The organism is Butyricimonas sp. Marseille-P3923, from assembly GCF_900184685.1.
GTDB lineage: Bacteria > Bacteroidota > Bacteroidia > Bacteroidales > Marinifilaceae > Butyricimonas > Butyricimonas muris.
Genome location: NZ_FXXL01000006.1, coordinates 388,928 through 408,544 on the forward strand (window position 1 = coordinate 388,928; position 19,617 = coordinate 408,544).

At 44.9% G+C, this 19,617-nt stretch carries 15 protein-coding genes; 7 read left to right on the plus strand and 8 right to left on the minus strand.

Going from position 1 to position 19,617, the window contains the following annotated elements; translation table 11 throughout:
* Window positions 1-22: 22 nt before the first annotated feature.
* The 6 genes from CS948_RS07505 (at window position 23) to CS948_RS07530 (ending at window position 10,504) form a co-directional block, all read left to right on the plus strand.
* A complete protein-coding gene (locus tag CS948_RS07505) occupies window positions 23-1,165 on the plus strand; it encodes a FecR family protein (RefSeq protein WP_099291087.1) in 1,143 nt (380 codons plus the stop codon).
* 95 nt (window positions 1,166-1,260) lie between these two features.
* Window positions 1,261-4,851 carry a SusC/RagA family TonB-linked outer membrane protein gene (locus CS948_RS07510; protein WP_099291088.1) on the plus strand — a complete coding sequence of 1,197 codons (3,591 nt, stop codon included), beginning with the start codon at window positions 1,261-1,263 and terminating at the stop codon, window positions 4,849-4,851.
* An 18-nt stretch (window positions 4,852-4,869) separates the two neighbouring features.
* Window positions 4,870-6,255 carry a RagB/SusD family nutrient uptake outer membrane protein gene (locus CS948_RS07515; RefSeq protein WP_099291089.1) on the plus strand — a complete coding sequence of 462 codons (1,386 nt, stop codon included), beginning with the start codon at window positions 4,870-4,872 and terminating at the stop codon, window positions 6,253-6,255.
* Between the two features lie 24 nt (window positions 6,256-6,279).
* On the plus strand, window positions 6,280-6,474 hold the full coding sequence (locus tag CS948_RS07520) for a hypothetical protein (RefSeq protein WP_099291090.1): 195 nt from the start codon (window positions 6,280-6,282) through the stop codon (window positions 6,472-6,474).
* 27 nt (window positions 6,475-6,501) lie between these two features.
* Window positions 6,502-7,752 (plus strand): Calx-beta domain-containing protein, encoded by a 1,251-nt coding sequence (locus CS948_RS07525; RefSeq protein ID WP_099291091.1) that lies wholly within the window; start codon window positions 6,502-6,504, stop codon window positions 7,750-7,752.
* A gap of 142 nt (window positions 7,753-7,894) precedes the next feature.
* Window positions 7,895-10,504 carry a zinc-dependent metalloprotease gene (locus tag CS948_RS07530; RefSeq protein ID WP_176554968.1) on the plus strand — a complete coding sequence of 870 codons (2,610 nt, stop codon included), beginning with the start codon at window positions 7,895-7,897 and terminating at the stop codon, window positions 10,502-10,504.
* Between the two features lie 66 nt (window positions 10,505-10,570).
* On the opposite strand, the gene CS948_RS07535 is transcribed toward CS948_RS07530, so the two are convergent.
* From CS948_RS07535 to CS948_RS07555, 5 genes are all read right to left on the minus strand, one after another.
* Window positions 10,571-11,206, minus strand: coding sequence for an HAD family hydrolase (locus CS948_RS07535; protein WP_099291093.1), 636 nt, complete (start codon window positions 11,204-11,206; stop codon window positions 10,571-10,573).
* 17 nt (window positions 11,207-11,223) lie between these two features.
* Complete coding sequence (locus CS948_RS07540) at window positions 11,224-11,706, minus strand: PaaI family thioesterase (RefSeq protein WP_099291094.1); 483 nt, start codon at window positions 11,704-11,706, stop codon at window positions 11,224-11,226.
* 55 nt (window positions 11,707-11,761) lie between these two features.
* Entirely contained in the window at window positions 11,762-12,154 is a 393-nt protein-coding gene (locus CS948_RS07545; protein ID WP_099291095.1) for an HIT family protein, read from the minus strand.
* Between the two features lie 83 nt (window positions 12,155-12,237).
* Complete coding sequence (gene greA / locus CS948_RS07550) at window positions 12,238-12,714, minus strand: transcription elongation factor GreA (protein ID WP_099291096.1); 477 nt, start codon at window positions 12,712-12,714, stop codon at window positions 12,238-12,240.
* Between the two features lie 223 nt (window positions 12,715-12,937).
* Window positions 12,938-13,675, minus strand: a complete 738-nt coding sequence (locus CS948_RS07555) for an ATP-binding protein (RefSeq protein ID WP_099291097.1) — start codon at window positions 13,673-13,675, stop codon at window positions 12,938-12,940.
* An 85-nt stretch (window positions 13,676-13,760) separates the two neighbouring features.
* On the opposite strand from CS948_RS07555, the gene CS948_RS07560 reads away from it, so the two are divergent.
* A complete protein-coding gene (locus tag CS948_RS07560; protein WP_099291098.1) occupies window positions 13,761-15,359 on the plus strand; it encodes a YfcC family protein in 1,599 nt (532 codons plus the stop codon).
* Here CS948_RS07560 and CS948_RS07565 read toward each other — a convergent pair.
* The 3 genes from CS948_RS07565 to CS948_RS07575 form a co-directional block, all read right to left on the minus strand.
* On the minus strand, window positions 15,356-16,741 hold the full coding sequence (locus tag CS948_RS07565; protein ID WP_099291099.1) for an alpha-L-fucosidase: 1,386 nt from the start codon (window positions 16,739-16,741) through the stop codon (window positions 15,356-15,358). The two genes, CS948_RS07560 and CS948_RS07565, sit on opposite strands and share 4 nt — an antisense overlap.
* Before the next feature lie 149 nt (window positions 16,742-16,890).
* The gene (locus tag CS948_RS07570; RefSeq protein ID WP_099291100.1) at window positions 16,891-17,979 is read right to left on the minus strand and encodes a TlpA disulfide reductase family protein; all 1,089 of its coding nucleotides are present in this window, start codon (window positions 17,977-17,979) and stop codon (window positions 16,891-16,893) included.
* 2 nt (window positions 17,980-17,981) lie between these two features.
* Window positions 17,982-19,601: a PKD-like family lipoprotein gene (locus tag CS948_RS07575; RefSeq protein WP_176554969.1), complete on the minus strand. Its 1,620-nt coding sequence runs from the start codon at window positions 19,599-19,601 to the stop codon at window positions 17,982-17,984.
* Between the last annotated feature and the right edge of the window lie 16 nt (window positions 19,602-19,617).

Genomic DNA, 19,617 nt, shown 5'->3' on the forward strand with positions numbered 1-19,617 from the left:
ACCTCCCCATGAAAAAAGACCTATGGAGAAACTGGAAAAATATATCAAAATGTGCCGCTTGGCTATCAAACGACGACTTACTCAAACCGACAAACAAGAAGAGGAAAAGTTGGACGCTTGGCTACGGGAGAGCGAGGAAAATCGTGAACTTTACCATTCAACCAATTATATCGATCTGGCAGAACTCAACGATTATTACTCTAAAACAGACGTAGAATATCAATTATCTCGCTTTCACAAAGGCCGTAAACGTACTACACGTTCCATTGTTTGGCGTTGGAGTGCGGCAGCAGCCATCCTTCTGGTGGGAGGTTTATCATTATACATGATGAACAAGACGGAACCGGTCATGATTTCGTCCATGAAACCACTCCCCGCGGGGGTGAGCCTCGTGTTGTCGGACGGACGTCAAGTTGACCTCTCGACACCCTATCACCCCGACACCGTCGAGATGGGAACAGCCATCGCCAATATACAGCAAAATACACTCATTTATACCCCATCCGACACGTCACGTGAAGTCAAGTTCAATACATTGATCGTTCCCAGGGGAACCTCTTTTCACCTTGTATTGAGTGACGGCACACGGGTATGGCTGAATGCCGACAGTAAAATCACGTACCCGGTTGCTTTCACCGGTAACACGCGGGAGGTGCGTTTAGAGGGAGAAGCTTTTTTTGACGTGAAAAAGAACGGGCAGGCACCCTTCACCGTAAATACCGACCGACTGAAAGTGCGTGTACTAGGCACGAAGTTTAACGTGAATACCTTCGCCGATGCCGGCTATGTTTCGGCAGCTTTGGTGGAAGGTGCGGTAGAAGTCTCCGGAATGACAGGAGAGCCTTGTCGACTGGTACCGGGACAAGTGGCAATGATCGACACGATCGGTAAAATCCGAATCACGAATACAGAACTAAAAGCCTATACCGCATGGATCGATGATATGTTCTGTTTCAGAAACGCTCCCCTGTCGGAAATTCTGAAACAAGTAGAACGTTACTATAACGTGAAAGTCATTTATGACGCGGGGTACCGGGAAGAATATTACACGGGTGATATCTATCGTAACAAACCGTTACAAACTTTGTTGGATGTACTGGAGATGACCATTCCCGTGAAATTTGAATTGCTTGATCAAGTTGTACATATAAGAAGGAAAGGATAGGTCGGTTGCAGACTAAATCCGTGAGGAAAAAATGTCTAACGCAAAAAGAAGAAAAAGAAGAATACAAACATTACTAAACCTTTATTGACAAAGAAATGAACAAATTGGTAAGTCTGTTTTTTCTGGTGTCGGTGACACTGGGATTAACTTCTCTACCCTCTACGGTAACGGCTCAGGCGCAAAAAATCACACTAAACGTGAGGCATGTGAAGCTGGTCACAGTTTTGGAGGAGATACAAAAACAATCCGGTATTAATTTCATTTACAATGAAAAAATCATCAGCGAGGTGAACGACATCACGCTGGACGTGAAAGACGCCCCGATCGATACCGTGATGACACGTGTACTCAAAGGGACAAATTTACAATATGAAATTCACGAGAAGATTATTGTCATCACCGAAAAGCCCGTTAGGGAAAAAGACTCCCGTAAGATAAGCGGAATTGTCCGGGACGAGAAAGGGGAAGTGTTACCGGGTGTAACCGTACTGGTGAAAGGAACCAGCGTGGGAACCGCCACGGATATTAACGGACGGTTCACCATCAATGTCCCCGAAGGAATCAAACAACTGCAATTTACCTTTATCGGTATGGCATCTCTGGATGCTGACATCCCGACGGACGGGAAAGAGATGCAGATCGCACTGCAACCTCAAGCCGACCAGTTGGATGAAGTCGTGGTGACCGGATTCCAGACAACCACAAGACGGAAAGCCACGGGATCAGTGGCAGTGGTACCCATGGAAGTTTTCGCCAATAAAGCTCAACCGACAGTAGACCAGTTACTGCAAGGGCAAGTCGCTGGAGTCAGCGTGCAGGCGTTGTCGGGACGTCCGGGTGAATCGGCCAAAATACGTATCCGGGGTACCAGCAGTCTGACAGGCGACGCCGAACCCTTGTGGGTAATAGACGGGGTACCGATGCAACGCAACGTACCCAAGATTAACTCGGGACAAATCAAATCCGGTGATTTTAATGACATTTTCGTGAATGGTGTCGGGATGATTAACCCGAACGACATTGCAAGCATCACTATATTGAAAGATGCTTCTGCAACCGCTATCTACGGTTCCCGAGCAGCAGGCGGGGTTATCGTGGTTACAACGAAAAAAGGACAAATCGGGAAAATGACCGTGAATTATTCGGCAAACGTATCCATCGGACTGAAACCTCAACGAAGTGTAAAACTGATGAACTCTGCCCAAAAATTAGCTTGGGAACAAGAGTTATGGGATGAATTCAGTGCACCGGGATACTCCCAGCCGAACACGTATTATCCCGTCGTCGGTATCGTCGGTATGATGCGGGCAGGCAAATTGATGGAGAAGGACGGGCAATTAGCTTTACTGGAAACCGGAGGAACAGCCTTAACCACGGAACAACAGGATGAATATATAAAAAAATTATCCGGTCACACGACAGATTGGTTCAATGAGTTATTCCGTAATTCAGTGTCCACGAACCATCACCTCTCTCTGTCCGGAGGTAGCGCAACGAATACTTACTACGTGGCTTTAGCCTACACGAAAGACAACGGGTTGATAAAAGTAAACGACTATGACCGGTACAACCTAACTTCCAACCTAACGCTGACACCCAACGAACGGGTGAAGGTAGAGTTCGGTTTTGACTTGTCCAAGCGACATTCCAATGATTACCCGAGAAAGTTAGACCCGTTCACGTACGCTTACTATGCCAACCCGTACGAAACTCCCTATAACGAAGACGGCAGTTATCGTCCGGATTTCACTTACTATTCCCTAGCAGCGGCGAACGGTTATCCCGATAAAGACAAACTCTTGCCCCCGGACGGATTCAATATCATGCGTGAAATGAATGAAAATTCAACCAAGGCGGACAACGTGTCCACGGGCTTACGGGTCGGTTTCGACTACGATATATTGAAACAATTGAAATTCTCGGGCTTAGCATCTTTCGCGTTCACGAATAACAAAACGGACGATATTTACGGGGAGAATACGATGACGGCATTCAATGACCGCTTGGATTTTGATAAATCAACCACGAGGACGTATGGTTCGATCACACAGACCTCGTCCAACAACGAGAGTTATAGCGTGCGGGGATTCTTGACTTACGCGGACGTGTTCAACGACATTCATCGTCTCTCGTTGCTGGGAGGGGCCGAGTTACGCGCAGAAAAAACGAAGAGTATCTTCGAGAAAAGATACGGGTACGATGCCGTAACGGGCAACTCCGCTATGCCTTACCCGGATAATATCACCCCCCAATCCATGGCGGCTATCATGGATGATTTATCCGGACAGGAAATTTCGGAAAATCGTTTTGCCTCTTTTTTCGCATCGCTGGATTATTACTTGATGGAGAGGTATATTTTCAGTGCCTCTTTCCGGACGGATGGTTCCAATCATTTCGGTAGTGACGAGCAATTCAATCCGACTTGGTCTGTCGGGGCATCCTGGCATCTCGGGGAGGAGCGTTTCATGGAGCCTCTGAAGACGTTTCTGGATTACCTGACTCTGCGTGTGGCAATGGGATACACGGGAAACGTGAATCCTTACACCAGCCCGCAACTGATTATGACATACACGGGAAAATACAGAACTACCGACAATAATGACAGGTACCGTATCGGTAACGTATACGTGGCTCCCAACCCGAAACTACGTTGGGAAAAAACCAAAGATATGAAAATAGCGTTGGAATTCGGCGTGCTGAATGAACGAATTACCGGTTTAGTGGAAGGATATTACCGATTGACAACAGATGCGGTAACGACCTCCCGGATTATTTCCAGCGTGGGGTTCACGTCGCAAAAGTATAATTCATCCAAAATCGAGAATAAAGGTATCGAGGCAACCCTAAAATTCGGCATTCTGGATAGTAAAGACTGGAAACTAACGCTATCCGCCAATTTCGCATGGAACCAAAACAAGTTGAAACGGTTTAAAGATTTATCCGGTAAAATATCGGGAGGATACGATAATTATGAAGGCTACCCGATGGATGCAATCTTCACGGGCAAGCCTATCGGGATTGATCCCTATGACGGCGTGTACAAATTTGAACTCCGGCCGGATGCCGTGATTAACAAAGCCACGGATCTGAACGATCCGGATAATTACTTGTTCTACCGGGGAACTTCCACGGCACCGTACACGGGTGGTTTCAATTTGCGTTGTTCGTACCGGGGGATGACACTGAACGTGGGAGGTTCCTACGCACTAGATGCCAAGATATACAACAGCATGAAATCTCCCGCAACAGCAGAAAGTGCACGCCAAGGTACCGGGAACAATTCTTACCAGACTTATTACAGCGATTTGTACCGGAATCACTTGAACGTGGAGAAAGATATCACGAATCGATGGACAGAAGACCACACGACAGGGGTGAAGTATCCGCGGATTACCGATTATTACGGTGCTCCTTTGAACCTGAATTATTACAACCCGTTCTACACGGAAATAACGCGTGGAGTAATGATAGAGAATACTTCTTACTTGAGAGTTTCCAATATCAGTCTGGCATATCAGGTCCCACAAGACATTGTCCGTAAACTGCGATTATCTTCACTGAACGTGATGTTCACGCTGAATGATTTCTTCACGTTCACGAATTATAGCGGTATTGACCCGGAAACACCGGGAGCAACATATCCCAAGACTCGCTCGATTACTTTCGGGTTGAATTTAGGATTTTAATTTATAAATCATAGAACCATGAAAAATATATTCTACATACTGGTACTAGTCGTCAGCGTTTGCACTTCCTGCAAAGAGTACTTGGACGTAAAACCGAAAGGACAGACGATTCCCGAGACTGCCGAGGAATTCTCTGCCATGTTGCAATACCATCTCGACCGCATTGATTACGAAGACGTGGGGGATTACGAGATTATGGGAGATGCCGTGACTGTTTTGTATTACGAGTTTTTCTCCGACAATCTGGACGCCAGTCTAACGTTTTACCCGGACGGAGAACGCTCTCCGGTGTATATCGGGAGTAAAATCAACACTTTTCAAGACAAATACGAGGATTTGTACAAGGTGATCGGAGATTGTAATATTATTATTGATAATTTGGATGAAAAGGAAACCGAACTGGGAAAGAAAGTACTGGCGACGGCTTATGCCTTGCGCGGGGTTTGTTACTACAATCTTTTGCGCCTGTTCTGCGAGCCTTATGACAAGCCGAGAGAACAAGAGATGCTAGGATTGTCAATCGTGGATCGCTTTGACGTGGAAGCAAGACCTATCCGGAATAACATGAAAGAATCAATTGATTTTATTGAAAAGACCTTGAAGGATGCCATTGCATTCAAGCAAACAGACCGGACTTTCCGCTTCACCGAGGATGTGGCAAAAGCTTATCTAGCAAAACTCTATTTATGGGTACAGAAGTGGGACGAAGCGATTGCCGTGTCGGAAGAGATTCTGGAGAAATACCCGTTACTGGAGGGAGCCGCTTACACGGATATGATTCAAGCGCGTTATGACCAAAAGGGAAGCGTGATCTTGAAATCATACGTTTATGGCCCGCGGGGAGATTGGAGTTACGGGTTATCCGTGGCTGAGGCAAAAGTACGTCCGGTGAGTGAGGAGCTTGTAAATCTTTTCGTTGAAAAAGAGAATGATGTTAGATACGGGTTGTCATTTGACAAGAAGAGGTTGAACGTGAAACGGATATGTTCCTGCGTACGTAGTGACGAGATGTGCTTGATCATCGCAGAAAGTTACGCACATAAAGGGGATGTGACAAATGCCTTGAAATACTTGAATTTACTACGTTCGAAACGAATAGCAAATTACGTCCCCTACACGGAAAGCAATCTACCTGTTGTGGACGCAACAGCCCTGATTAAAGTCGATGCCACGGGCAAAACCTTGACACCCCTGATCGCCACTATCTTGAACGAACGACGGAAAGAGCTTTACATGGAAGCCGACCGCTGGTTTGAATTGAAACGCAACGGAAGACCCGAGTTTTGGGTGGCAGCTAACGGATCAAAATACGAAACGCTCAAGTATTTCTACACAGCCCCCCTCCCGAAAGAAGATATCGACTTCGGGGCGGGAATTATTCAAAATGAAGGATACACGGAATAGTTTAACTGTTAAAACGACAAGATCATGAAAAAGATAGGATATTTATTTGTAAGCGGCTTTTTGCTGGCACTATGCGGATGTGGGGACGTGGATGAAGTCCCCCCGAAGACCAATAATTTGACCACGAATTACCTTGTTCCGAAACCCAAGTTATTAACGGCGGAAGAAAGGGAAGCGATAAGTGAACGGATTGCCCGGTATAACGAAGCGATCAAGTAAAAAGTATTAAACGATAAAACAAGAGTTATGAAACATAAGTTATTTTTACTCGTGTTATGGGCAATAGCTTGTTTAAGTTCAGCTTGTAGCGATGACGATAACGACAGAGCAACCTTGTCGTTCGGACGGGCGTATTACGTGCTGCAAGCCCAAGCGAACTTGGAAGTAGACCTGCGAGCCAGTAGCCCCGTAGAGAACGCACTCACGGTGAAGATAAACGTGAGCGGTTCTGCCGTGGAAGGAGAAGATTACAGTATCTCCGCCAAAGAATTCGTATTCCAGCCGGGAGAGGATATTGCGAAAATCACCATTATACCCTTGAATAATTATACCGAGGAACGAGAAATTAAATTGTCCGTGGAACCGGTAACCGGTTTTTCCCTGTGGAATAACAAAAGTACCATCATTCCCATAGAGCCAAAGGAAGTTCTGATATGTTCATTCTCGAAGAGCTGGGTCGAATTGGAAGCCATGTACAAGGCCGGTGTTGAAGTAAAAGGATCTGTTAGCGGAAAATTCAATTCCATTGTTGATTTGCATTTGCCATTTGAAATCGTGGCAGACGGAACAACCGCCATTGAAGGCAAGCATTACACGATAGAAGGCGACGCACGAGAATTCGTGATTCCTGCCGGGAAAAATAAGGCAGAGATTCAGTTGAATTTCCTTGAACGGGAAATCGGGAAGGACAAGATTACGTTTAGACTGATATTACCGGATGATACCTACCGCTACGGGAATTATGCCGATATGCAGGTACAAATTGTTGGTCCTCTGTCTTTTGAAAAGTTAGCCGGGAAATGGGAATATAAAACGTTCGCCAGTGAAACGGCTATTCGTGATATATTGGGTACCGACCCCGACTTCGCAACAGACCTTGATGAATTGCCAACCGCCAATTCCTCTGCCGGAACAATCGAATTTATCGAAGGAGCGGAAGAAGGTAAGGGACAAATGATATCCAACCTAACCGGAGATCTTGCCAATTATTTCCGAAATTGTGAGATCGAGTTCTCGGATCCCGAGTACCGTTATTTAGGAGATTTGAATACCAGCGCATGGGTATCGAATGCCTATTTCGATCCGGTAAATGCTTATTTTTCGGCATCAGCATCAGATGAAAGAAGTGCAAAAGTCGGGTTAAGATTATTAGACGGAGGGGAAACCTTGGAAGTTCGCATCGAAGACTGCGAACCGCAAGATTTCTTACAACTTATTTTCATGTTTGAAATGCAGGAACTGACACCTATCGTATTCCACTTCACCCGGATTGAATAGGAGCATGGCATATTTTTAATTATAAATGAATAAGGGTGTGTCGGAAGTAGACTTTTTCTACAGAAACTCCTGTGGCGGCAAATCCGGAAGAGAGTTTTGATATCTACTTTCGACACCCCTTTTTAACTTTAAATATTATTGCATGAGAAAGTATTGTATGTTAATTGTAAGCCTGTTGATGATTTATCCTTTCACGGAGGTGAGCGCAACAAGCAGGAAGAAGAAAGAAAAAGAACAAAAAGAAGTAGTAAAAACCAGTAAATATGACAAACTGGTACAGAAAGCCGGGCGCGTAACGGCAAAAGGAGATTTTATCTCCTTGCATAAGGTAGGGGGAAAACTCTATATCGAGTTACCCGTAGTGTATCTTGGACGGGATATGTTACTGGCCTCCACGTTAACCAGTGCCAGCGACAACCTGCTTTGTGAGGTCGGTTACAAGCCGGAAGACCCGCTGCACGTGAAATTTACGCGAACAGACAGCTCTATCTACCTGAGGAGGGTTAATACCAAGGCAACCTATAATGAGCGGGAAGAGGGGATGAAGATCGCGTTGGAGCGGAGTCTTACCGATCCGGTATTGAAAAGATTTAAAATCGAAACGTATAATAACGACAGCACCGCCGTGGTGTTCGACGTGACGGATTTCTTTGCCCGCCATAATGATATGTTACCCTCTTTACCCAAGAGTTACGGTGGATTTATCTCTATCAAATCCAGTCCTAACAGCGAGGGAGAAGCCCTGCGGGAAATCAAAGCTTTCGAGGATAACGCCACGATAAAGACGGACTTAGCCTACAAGGTGACCATGACGGTATTCGGTATTTTCACGATACGCGCGGACGAGCCCACGAGTATACAAGTTACCCGTACCCTGCTATTGTTGCCGGAAGAGAAAATGCGTCCCCGTATCGCCGATACCCGTATCGGGATATTCCTGACAGACAAACAACATTTCTCGACGGAACAAGACGAAGTGGGGATTTATTCCATGATCCACCGCTGGCGATTGGAACCGAAAGATGCTGAAGCGTATGCACGGGGAGAATTGGTTGAACCCGTGAAACCGATCGTGTTTTACGTGGATGACGCGTTTCCCGAATTGTGGAAACAACCGATAAAGGAAGGAACGGAACGCTGGAATAAGGCTTTCGAGAAAATCGGGTTCAAGAACGCAGTGCGGGCATTGGACTTCCCGAAAGATGACCCGAATTTCGATCCGGATAACTTGAAATATTCCTGTATCCGGTATATACCGTCAACCACAGCCAATGCCATGGGCCCCTCGTGGATAGACCCGGCAACCGGAGAGATCGTGAACGCATCGGTACTGGTGTACAACAACGTGATTCAATTGATCAACCAATGGCGTTTTATCCAGACAGCACAAATAGACCCGTCCGTACGCGACAAGAAGATGCCGGATGAGATCGTGAAAGAGTCTATCGCTTACGTGGTAGCACACGAGGTGGGACACTGCCTCGGGTTCATGCACAACATGGCCGCATCGGCTGCCTATCCGGTGGACTCGTTGCGTTCCGTCACGTTCACGCAAAAATACGGGACCACTCCTTCCATCATGGACTACGCGCGTTACAATTACGTGGCACAACCGGGGGATAAAGGCGTGAAACTTACACCTCCCGACTTGGGAATTTATGACGAATTCCTAATCCGCTGGGCATACCAACCGATACCGGAAGCCCGCACGGCACAGGAGGAAGTCCCCGTACTCGAATCATGGCTCGACGAGAAAGCCGGAGACCCGTGCTACCGTTACGGACGGCAACAATTACTGGAACGCTATGACCCGAGTGCTATCGAGGAAGATTTGGGTGATGACCCGATGAAGGCGGGAGATTACGGCATCCGTAACCTGAAATATATTTTATCCCACATGGACGAGTGGATCGCGGATGACCCGGACGGCTCGCACAAGCAACAATTGTTGGAACAGTTGATGGAACAATATTACCGGTATATCACGAACGTGATGTATAACGTGGGTGGTATTTACTTGACTGACGTAAAAGAGGGAACCCCGGGTGACCGTTACCGTTCCGTGCCGAAAGAGGTGCAAAAAGCTTCTTTACAATGGGCGTTGAAACAATTCCGGGATTGCGACTGGCTGTACAATAAACCGTTGAGCAAGAAGTTGACCCTTCGGATCAGCGAGGCGGATGTCGTAAGATCGGTGCTTGCTCAAAGTCTGCTGTCCTCTTATCAACGGGTAATTCTTTCTGCCCACGTGTCGGACGATCCTTACACGTTGAAAGCGTATTTCGACGACTTGTATAACGGGATATGGGAAAATACCATCCGGGGGAAGGCGTTGACGAACGGGGATAAATTGCTGCAAACGAACTCTATCGTGATGATCAATGATGTTGTCGGGAATAGCATGAAAAAGAAAGGGAAATTTTTCCTGACCTCTCTGGACGAGTTGAAGAACTATGGGCTGGACGAATCGGGTATGGTTCGGAAATTCTACAAAACGTTGAAGTCTATGGAACAGGAGTACGGGGACAGCTTCGTTGCCGAACAGCTACGCCTGCACGGCATTGGTTATGGCTATAACTGGCAAGACGAGGTGGATGTAGAAGCGATTGACAATTCCAAGCAGTATTTGTTTACCATGGCAAATAAAGTGAAAACGCTACTTGAAAGTAAAATCCCCACATCGACAGGAGAAACACGGGAACATTACCGGATGTTGTTGTTCTCTCTGAACAGAGCATTAGAGGGGAAATAAAAAACAGATTAAAAGCCTATAAAGTCAAAAGAACTCAGTCTGACTTTATAGGCTTTTTCATTTCAATTATCGAACTTCGTGTAACAACATATCCATCCGTTCCAATACAATTCCTTTTTCTCGCAAACGTTCGGCGCTATTGTGCCCTCCGGCGTACAGCCTGATATTAAAGCCTAGTGCCTCGGCAACTTCCGCGTCATGTAGCGTATCTCCCACCATTAAAGTTTCACGGGGCTCTATCGGATACACGTCCAACATTCTTTCACCTCTGGCAATCTTACCGTCGGCATAGATATTATCTGACCCGCACACACCCTCGAAATAATCGCGGATACCGAAACGTTCCAGCATATCTTCCAATAAGTTTTCCTGCAAAGCCGACAATATATATTGCCGTACACCCATTTCTTTCAATCCCGATAATACAGACACTACCCCCGAAGTCAACACGACATCTTTTGCCAACTCCTCGTAAGTGTCGACAAAATCAAGGGAAACAGCTTCCCAATCATCATGTTTGAAATCGAAACCGATTCCCTCGTAGTAGTCCTTCACCGGAAAACCGAATATGGATTTATATTCCTCCACGGTCAGTTCATTCAACCGTTTTTTTCTCAACATCCGGTTAATCGTATTTACACTAATCTTCACGTCATCCAACAATGTCCCGTTCCAATCCCAAACCACGTTTTTATACTTCATATTTTCCCTATATAAAATTAATTTTGATGAAAAGCCTCGATACCCGTCCACCCAAGACGCTCTTTGGCCACGTTTTCAGGAAAAATCCGATAAGTAACTTCCGCTTCACTTCCCAAGGAGCCGTCGGCATTGAATATCTCGACATGCATTTTGGCAACACGGGCATTCTGTTCCACGATACGGGAGCGCATGAAAATTTCGCCCCGGTCCGTGTACACGGTTGAACGATATTTCATATCCAGCGCGATAGTAACTCCCGCACTCTGTACCTTGGCGAAAATGTTCCAGCAGGCAATCTCATCCGCTAAAGTAGCTTGGATTCCTCCATGCAAAACATGAAAAAATCCTTGAAACTCGGGACGGGGAGTCCAGTAACAAGTAATATACTCCCCCTCCTCGTAGAACTCGCATCGCAACCCATGCTCGTTACCGGACGCACAACCGAAACAATTGTATCCCTCGTGTTGCTCGTAGGCGTTATATAATTTTTTCTTTTCCATTTTACAAAAAAAGGGACGTTTAAATGCGTCCCCGGTAATAAATTGTCTAATAATGTTACAAGTTACTATGAATCAACTTGGCACAAGTTTCCATTTCCTCTTTCGGGAATTGTTTCTTCGGGTTACTGAAATTCAATTCGTTTCCCTCCACTAATGGAACCAGATGCACGTGAGCATGTGGGACATCCAGCCCTAACACACCAATACCAACGCGCTTGCACGGTACACTTTTCTCGATAGCTTTTGCCACTTTCTTGGCAAATACCATCAAACCCGCTAATTCATCATCTGTCAAGTCGAAGATATAATCTTCTTCTCTTTTCGGCACCACTAACGTGTGCCCTTTTTGCATCGGCGCAATATCCAAAAACGCGTAATAGTTCTCGTCCTCCGCCACCTTGTATGACGGGATCTCACCATTTATAATCTTCGTGAAAATTGAAGCCATGTATTAATTTACGATTTTAGATTTATGATTTTAGATTTCACACACACAAATTCTCTCGCTCATTTTCAATTCTCCATTTTCAATTAGATTGAGATGTCCATAATCTCGAATTCCATCATTCCTGCCGGCACTTGTACTTCAACTTTATCACCCAGCTTTTTGCCGATCAGAGCCTTCGCGATAGGAGTCGTGATGGACAATTTCCCTGCCTTAAAGTCAGCCTCACTCTCGGACACCAACGTGTAAGTCATTGTCGCTTTCGTTTTCACATTCTTGATGGTCACCTTGTTCAAAATCTGTACCTTTGAGGTGTCAATTTGGGATTCGTCGATAATCCGGCAACTGGCAATTGTATCTTGAAGCTGTGCGATTTTTGCCTCAAGCAAACCTTGAGCATCTTTCGCGGCGTCATACTCTGCATTCTCGGAGATATCTCCCTTTTCAATGGCTTCACCGATTGCCTTGGAGATCTTAGGGCGCTCCACGTTTTGCAGATTGTCCAGCTCTTCCTGCAATTTTTTTAGCCCTTCTTTAGTTACATAAGATACCTTCTTTGTCATAGCATATAATATTAAAATCTTAAATTCATATATAAAAAAATAAATGACACTTATCCTCCAATAAGTGCCTTTATCTAGTAAAGAATTCCATAAATTAGAATTCCTCTCCTCTTGCAGACAAATTTATGACCTTTTTTTGAATTAAACAATTTTTCCCCGCAAATATTTTATAAACAAAAAAAACGTCATATATATCTGATAGAAAGTCTATCACCCCAAATGCTCAAGGAAGATATTCCTCACGTATATTCCGCATCGAGGCAAAAAGATTACTCCGGGCATGAGGAGATACGGCTTCCATCCGGTCAATCAATTTACTCACCGCATCCCGATTTGTCGCTTTCTCGTGAGGACAATGCTTCTTTTGTTTCTTGAACTGTCGCATTTCGGCATAGCGCAAAGTCTCATCATTGGAAAGATAAATCAACGGACGAATCAACGTGAAAGTATTCTTGAACATCTCCAACCGGGGCGGCATACTGCAAATCGTTCCGTTAAAAATCATGCTCATCATAAGGCTTTCCACCGCGTCATCCCGATGATGCCCGAGAGCCAGTTTTTTACAGTCGTATTCCTTGGCAATATCGAAAAGCATTTTACGCCGATGCCACGAACACACGAAACAAGCAGGTTTCTTCGGGTTTACTGTCATATCCAACCGAATTGTCCGATACACGTATTCCACACCCAAGCGTTCACAAAAGGCTCGCAAGTAATCGCTATCCACCTCGTATGACACATCCTCGACGGCAATATGGGCGGCTATCACCGTGTAATCCTGCTTCGGATCCTTTGCCCGCATCGCCAATACCTCCAACAACGCCAAGGAATCTTTTCCCCCGGATATGCCCACGAGTACCCGATCCCCGTCACCAATCAAGCGATAATCATGTATCGCTTTCCCCACCTTCCGGAAAAAATCCCGGGTGAATACTTTATCTTGCTTTTCTTCTGTTATCATCTACTTGTTTATTACCCTACCGCAAAAATAATTAAAATCTTCTCTTTTTTTTGTATGTTTGAAACCTCAATCAAAAATACCACTTATGCTAAAGAAAGTTCCGCACACTTACACTATTGTATTCTCGATTATTATCATCTGTGCTATCCTGACATGGATTATTCCGGGGGGTGAATACGCGCGGGAAACCATCGATGTAAACGGCGTGGAACGCACGGTTATCGTGAACGATTCATTTCATGAGGTTGCCAAGAGCCCGCAGACATGGCAAGTATTCTCCGCACTCTTCAACGGGTTCGAGAAACAGGCGGGTATTATCGCGTTTATATTGATCATCGGCGGAGCTTTCTGGATCATGAACAACAGTAAAGCAATTGACGTGGGAATTTTCTCTTTCCTGCGTTCCACGCGAAAACTGGAACACATCGGGATTATACGCAAACTAGGTGTAAACAATATTATTATCACGATGGTCATGCTACTTTTTAGTAGTTTCGGTGCCATATTCGGCATGAGCGAGGAAACACTGGCTTTCGTTATTATCATCGTTCCTTTGGCGATATCCATGGGGTACGATTCCCTCACGGGCGTATGCATGGTGTACGTTGCCGCTCATGTCGGTTTTGCCGGGGCCATTCTCAACCCGTTCACGATAGGCATAGCACAAGGGCTATCCGACTTACCGTTATTTTCCGGGTTTGAATATCGCTTGTTCTGTTGGGCGATTCTCAACGTGATTATGATCGCTTGGGTACTGCGTTACGCGGCAAAGGTGAAAAAGAACCCGAAAGCATCATTAGTCTACAATCTCGACAGTCACTGGCGTAAAGAGAAAGTAGCTACCACCGAAGAAATAGAATATAAAACCTATTCCTCCTCTTGGATGGTTTATCTTTTTATCCTTTCGGGACTTACCATTTTCTCGTTCTATTTCCCCCGCACCACGTTATCTATCGGAGAACACTCCAGTTTGACCACCTTTGTACTCCCCGTCCTAACCATATTATTCGCATTGATCGGTTTTTTCTCGCTACGAAAATCCTATCACTTTTTTATATTGACTATTCTGGGCTTCACGATTCTTTTCCTGATCGTGGGAGTCATGGGCTACGGTTGGTATTTACCCGAAATATCCGGATTATTTTTGGCCATGGGTATTTTATCCGGTTTCGCCGCAAAGGAGAATGCCGATAACATTGTAAAACTTTTTATTGCCGGAGTGAAAGATATTCTCTCCGCGGCGTTGGTTGTGGGACTTGCGGGGGGAATTATTATCATCTTACAGGAGGGGCATATCATTGATCCCATTCTTCATTCATTGGCAAATCTCATGAACGAAACGGGGAAGGTACTCTCGTTAGGAGTCATGTATCTCATCCAGACGATGATCAATATCATCATTCCGTCCGGTTCTGCAAAGGCAGCCCTAACCATGCCGATTATGGCACCGTTCTCCGATGTGATCGGGTTATCCCGACAAGCTACCGTTATGGCGTTCCAATTCGGTGACGGCTTTACCAACATGATCACCCCCACTTCCGGGGTTCTGATCGGGGCTTTGGGTATCGCACGTATACCTTATGACGTTTGGGTAAAATTCTTCTGGAAGTTTATCTTATTTTTGATCGTCATCGGGTTTATTTTGCTTATCCCGACCGCCACGATGCAATTGAACGGGTTTTAAAATATACAAAGACTCCACGCGTGACCACATGGCGGATTCTTCACGAATGAAGCCGGCAAGGTTACGAGTATTCCATTGCCTACCCGTTTGTAATTTAAATTACCCTTGTATCCCAACAACGAAACCTTTGTCCCTTTTTCCGGCTTTATACTGTAAAGCATAATCCGGGAAGGCGGATTCGGTTCATCCTCGTCATTCAAGTATATGGCATAAATCTTCCCGTTACTCTTGTGCCTCGTGTAACAAATCTTCGCTTCTTTGTACGGGGCTATCGGTCGGGTTTCGTAAATGGCTTCCCCGTTAATTTTCATCCAAGCCCCGAGCTCTTTCATGATCTTTATTCCTTCCGGCGGAATCTCACCATTACCATCTACTCCCACGTTCAACAGGAAGTTCCCCCCTTTGCTGACAATATCCACAAGGTTATGAACCAACTCACGGGTGGGTTTATATTTGTCTCCCGGTAGATACGACCATTGATTCGCCATGGTCATACAGGTTTCCCACGGGTAATCCCACGGCTTCTCGGGAATCTTCTGTTCCGGGGTACGATAATTCTCGTATTTTCCACCCACCCAACGATCTACCGCAATCAATCCGGGCTGGTACCCCCGAGCCATATCAATAATCTTGTCCAACCTGATATCTTGTCCCCGGTTCTCGGGTGCAACCCAACCACCGTCTAGCCAAAGAATATCCACGGGACCGTATCCGGTCATCAATTCCTTCACTTGATTAAAAGTAAAATTACAGAACTTTTCCCACATCCACGGGTGTTCCTTGATCTTGTAATTCACGTTCCGGTCGCCATGTTGCCATCGTTCCGACCAATAATAAGGACTATTCCAATCCGGTTTCGAGAAATACGCCCCGATCATGAAATCCCGCTCCCCGAAAGCCCGGTATATCTCTTTCAACACATCCGCTTTCTCCGCCGTGTGATAAGGACATTCTTTAGAAGTTATTTTATAATCCGTTTCCCTCGTGTCCCACATACAGAAACCGTCATGATGTTTCGTCGTGAACACGAAATACTTCATTCCCGCTTCCTTTGCCAATTCCGCCCATTTATCCGGATCGAACTTCACCGGGTTAAACGTCTTTTTCAGATCCACGTAATTCCGGTAATACTCGTCATAAGAAATCGTCGTGTCCCGTTGAATCCAATCCACATCTTCCGAACAAATCGTCCACGATTCGCAATATCCTTTCTGACTATACGGTCCCCAGTGCACGAAAAAACCGAACTTCAAATCCTGCCACCGTTCCAATTTTGCTTTCACTGCCGAATCCTGTTCCCAATAATACTCCATTCCCTCGTATTGTGCTTTCGATAAGGTACACCACAGAACGAGTACCACACATAACAATAATCTTCGCATTGTTTCTTTTTTAGCAATTAATATATTTTACACAAACACATACAAAGATAACAAAACAGGAATCATATAAAAACGGAATTGTTCAAAAAAGGATGAAAACTTAGAGTTCATCCTCTTCTGAACAATTTCTCTCAACAAGAACACCAATTTTATTCTAATCTCTCAGACACCAAAGCTCTTAACTTTTCCCCTCTAAGATTCTTGGCTATAATCCGGTTGTTCTCGTCCAGCACCAGAATGGTCGGTACGGCATCGATGTTATACATTTTTACCACATCACCTTGCCAACCTTTCAAATCCGAAAGGTGCAACCATGTCAGACCGTCTTTTTTAATCGCCTCTTCCCATTTGTCTTTTTTCTCGTCCAAAGAAACACTTACCACGACAAGCCCTTTCTCTTTAAAATCGTTGTATAACTTCACCATATTCGGATTCTCCATTCGGCAGGGGCCGCACCACGAAGCCCAAAAATCGATGATTTTCAATTTTCCCTTTACCTCATACAAGGCAATCTCCTTCCCTTCTGGAGTAGGCAACGTAAAATTCGGAGCCACGGCATCTACTTCCACGCCCTCTAACGCCCGAATACGCGCAGCCATCAATTTCCCCGGCCCCGTGTGTTTTGCCTTATCCGATAATCCGGCATAACACATTTTCAATCCGTTCAAAGCCATCCGTTCCATGCCCGCAGTCTGCACATAAGCCGCCAGTACATTGTCTTTATTTCTTTCCACGATAACACCCAAACGTTTTTGAGCGTCTGCCGTTACCTGTTCCAATTTTCCTTTCAACTCGTTCACTGTCCTGAAATGCTTGGCGGCAGAAGCCTCTTCCAATTCCATCTTTACTTTCCGAATCTTTTGATTTTCCTCAGTCACGGCTTCTTGATAGACGTTCAACTCTTTTTGCAACTTTCCTCCCCTAATCACACTCTTTCCAGATTGAAACAATTCCATCTCGTAAGGTGCATCCGTGTCCAAAATAAATACAAAACCACCACCGTAACCAGCCACATAAATCAAAGCTACACGAGGCTCATCCAACTCACCTTCAATCACGAATTTACCACTTACGATATCACCTTGCCCCAAGGTATCCACACGCCCTACCTCTTGTGAAACTACAATCATTTTTCCCTCGGGCATCTCCGGAATTGCTCCGTTAATCGTGAATTTTTTCTTTTCCCCGAAAACAATCCCGGGGAAAAATAAACAACCTAATACAAATAACTTCCACATAATTAATTCAATCTTCTGGTTATCGCCGTGTAAACAACATCTTTAATCACTCCAAACCCCGTAAACACGTGCGAGTCAACATAATCACCTCCCACACTCAATACAACTTCATGCAATTCACCCTGTCCTCCTGCATTTACCACGACACCCAACGTCCTGTAGGGTTCACTTTCATACTGAAAATCCCCCTCCGAATCAGACCTGAATTTCAACCGGGTAATCACATTTCCCGCATCATAAAGTTCCACTTTTTCTTTTGTTACGACATTAAACAAATAAACTTTACTTTCCTCCGTGTATAAAAATTGGTCCATGAATGCAACCGTTGTGGCAAAACATGTATTTCCGTTAAAACCTAACTTACCTAATTTTTCACGAACTACTTTTATCGGGGACTCATCCGCCTTTGCCGATTTACCTCCTTTACTACTAGCTTCTATTTTCAACAAATAACAAGTATCATTCATCACACCTATTGCCGTAGCACCTTCTTCACTGGAATTTACCGAAATTCCTTTACCCAACCACAATATCTCCATATTATGAGTAGCACCTTGTTTATCTACCTCTTGAAGTCCTTCAACAGGAAATGGAGTCAATTTTTCCAGATTATACTCGACAGCCTCTTGAGGATAGATATCTTCACTCACACCAAAATTATAACAACCATTCATTCCATTCAGACGATAGGACATAAATTTTCGATTCACCTTATCCCACACCGTCACGAAACCGGATTGTGACATATAAATCTTATCTATCACATAGTTCTGTACGTTATCCTCTGCCAAACCCGCAAAATAGAATCCACTAGCACCCGAATGATAAAATTTTCCGGCATCATCGACAACAATAGCATTCCTCCACAATACATGGGAAACTCCATACGCCAGATTAGTCGGGTTTAATCCCGGAGCGAATAAATTCCGTGAAGCCTTAGCATCTTCCAAGGCAAAAGGAAGCATAAATGATGCTGAATCAGACTGAACCACGTAAAGACGTTCCATATCTCGAGTATTAGAAACTGATCCCGCAAACATCAATGAATTCGCTTTCTGAAACCGCTCCACATCCCAAGTTTCCCGATAAGCATCCAAAGTAATAATCGCATGCGTGGAATCCGGATCCTCCACCGTGGACAATTTCCGATTGTTTTCCTCTCCATTCAACACGAACCACGCATGTACAAAAGGTAATCTTGTTCCCATCGTAAAATCCCGGTAAGTACTAATTCCGGTTTTTGTATCCGTCAATCGGAACTTAACATTATAACTGGATGATTTCCGAACCGGATAAGTAAGTGTTAATTCCTTCGTGAAGACACTATCCGTAACATTCTCATTACCTTCACGATAACTCACCACCCACAAATACTCCATATTCTCTTCCCCCTCGACCTCACTCTGAGAAAAAACAGGAGAATAAGTAACAGACAACTCCTCTTGAATCGGTTGCCGATAAGTATACCGGTACGAAGTCCCTTCCGTAACAACCTCTGGCACGGGATCGAAGGTAAGCCCTTCGATCGTGTTTATATCCTTGTAATCGTAGTTTCCTTTATCATCATAACATCCACAAAGAAGCCACGTGACAAAACTCAATATAACTATTATTCTCTTCATCATATTCCTATTTTAC

Bases quoted from the DNA above. Each gene is read 5' to 3' on its own strand.
- CS948_RS07510 (WP_099291088.1), top strand. From the start codon at position 1,261: ATGAACAAATTGGTAAGTCTGTTTTTTCTGGTGTCGGTGACACTGGGA.
- CS948_RS07535 (WP_099291093.1), bottom strand. From the start codon at position 11,206: ATGAAGTATAAAAACGTGGTTTGGGATTGGAACGGGACATTGTTGGAT.
- CS948_RS07555 (WP_099291097.1), bottom strand. From the start codon at position 13,675: ATGATAACAGAAGAAAAGCAAGATAAAGTATTCACCCGGGATTTTTTC.
- CS948_RS07530 (WP_176554968.1), top strand. From the start codon at position 7,895: ATGAGAAAGTATTGTATGTTAATTGTAAGCCTGTTGATGATTTATCCT.
- greA (WP_099291096.1), bottom strand. From the start codon at position 12,714: ATGACAAAGAAGGTATCTTATGTAACTAAAGAAGGGCTAAAAAAATTG.
- CS948_RS07545 (WP_099291095.1), bottom strand. From the start codon at position 12,154: ATGGCTTCAATTTTCACGAAGATTATAAATGGTGAGATCCCGTCATAC.
- CS948_RS07540 (WP_099291094.1), bottom strand. From the start codon at position 11,706: ATGGAAAAGAAAAAATTATATAACGCCTACGAGCAACACGAGGGATAC.
- CS948_RS07520 (WP_099291090.1), top strand. From the start codon at position 6,280: ATGAAAAAGATAGGATATTTATTTGTAAGCGGCTTTTTGCTGGCACTA.
- CS948_RS07505 (WP_099291087.1), top strand. From the start codon at position 23: ATGGAGAAACTGGAAAAATATATCAAAATGTGCCGCTTGGCTATCAAA.
- CS948_RS07575 (WP_176554969.1), bottom strand. From the start codon at position 19,601: ATGAAGAGAATAATAGTTATATTGAGTTTTGTCACGTGGCTTCTTTGT.
- CS948_RS07565 (WP_099291099.1), bottom strand. From the start codon at position 16,741: ATGCGAAGATTATTGTTATGTGTGGTACTCGTTCTGTGGTGTACCTTA.
- CS948_RS07560 (WP_099291098.1), top strand. From the start codon at position 13,761: ATGCTAAAGAAAGTTCCGCACACTTACACTATTGTATTCTCGATTATT.
- CS948_RS07515 (WP_099291089.1), top strand. From the start codon at position 4,870: ATGAAAAATATATTCTACATACTGGTACTAGTCGTCAGCGTTTGCACT.
- CS948_RS07570 (WP_099291100.1), bottom strand. From the start codon at position 17,979: ATGTGGAAGTTATTTGTATTAGGTTGTTTATTTTTCCCCGGGATTGTT.
- CS948_RS07525 (WP_099291091.1), top strand. From the start codon at position 6,502: ATGAAACATAAGTTATTTTTACTCGTGTTATGGGCAATAGCTTGTTTA.